The organism is Enterobacter sp. Ag1 (assembly GCA_000277545.1).
Taxonomy (GTDB): Bacteria; Pseudomonadota; Gammaproteobacteria; order Enterobacterales; family Enterobacteriaceae; genus Cedecea.
The window spans coordinates 1-210 of sequence record AKXM01000018.1; the positions used below are offsets into that span (position 1 = coordinate 1).

1 rRNA gene is annotated in these 210 nt (G+C 51.0%); it reads left to right on the plus strand.

The features are described from left to right. A 23S ribosomal RNA gene (locus tag A936_RS09410) occupies positions 1-210 on the plus strand; the annotation flags it as partial.

The window sequence follows — 210 nt, forward strand, 5'->3', positions numbered from 1 at the left end:
CTCCTGACTGACCGATAGTGAACCAGTACCGTGAGGGAAAGGCGAAAAGAACCCCGGCGAGGGGAGTGAAAAAGAACCTGAAACCGTGTACGTACAAGCAGTGGGAGCCTCTTTATGGGGTGACTGCGTACCTTTTGTATAATGGGTCAGCGACTTATATTCTGTAGCAAGGTTAACCGTATAGGGGAGCCGCAGGGAAACCGAGTCTTA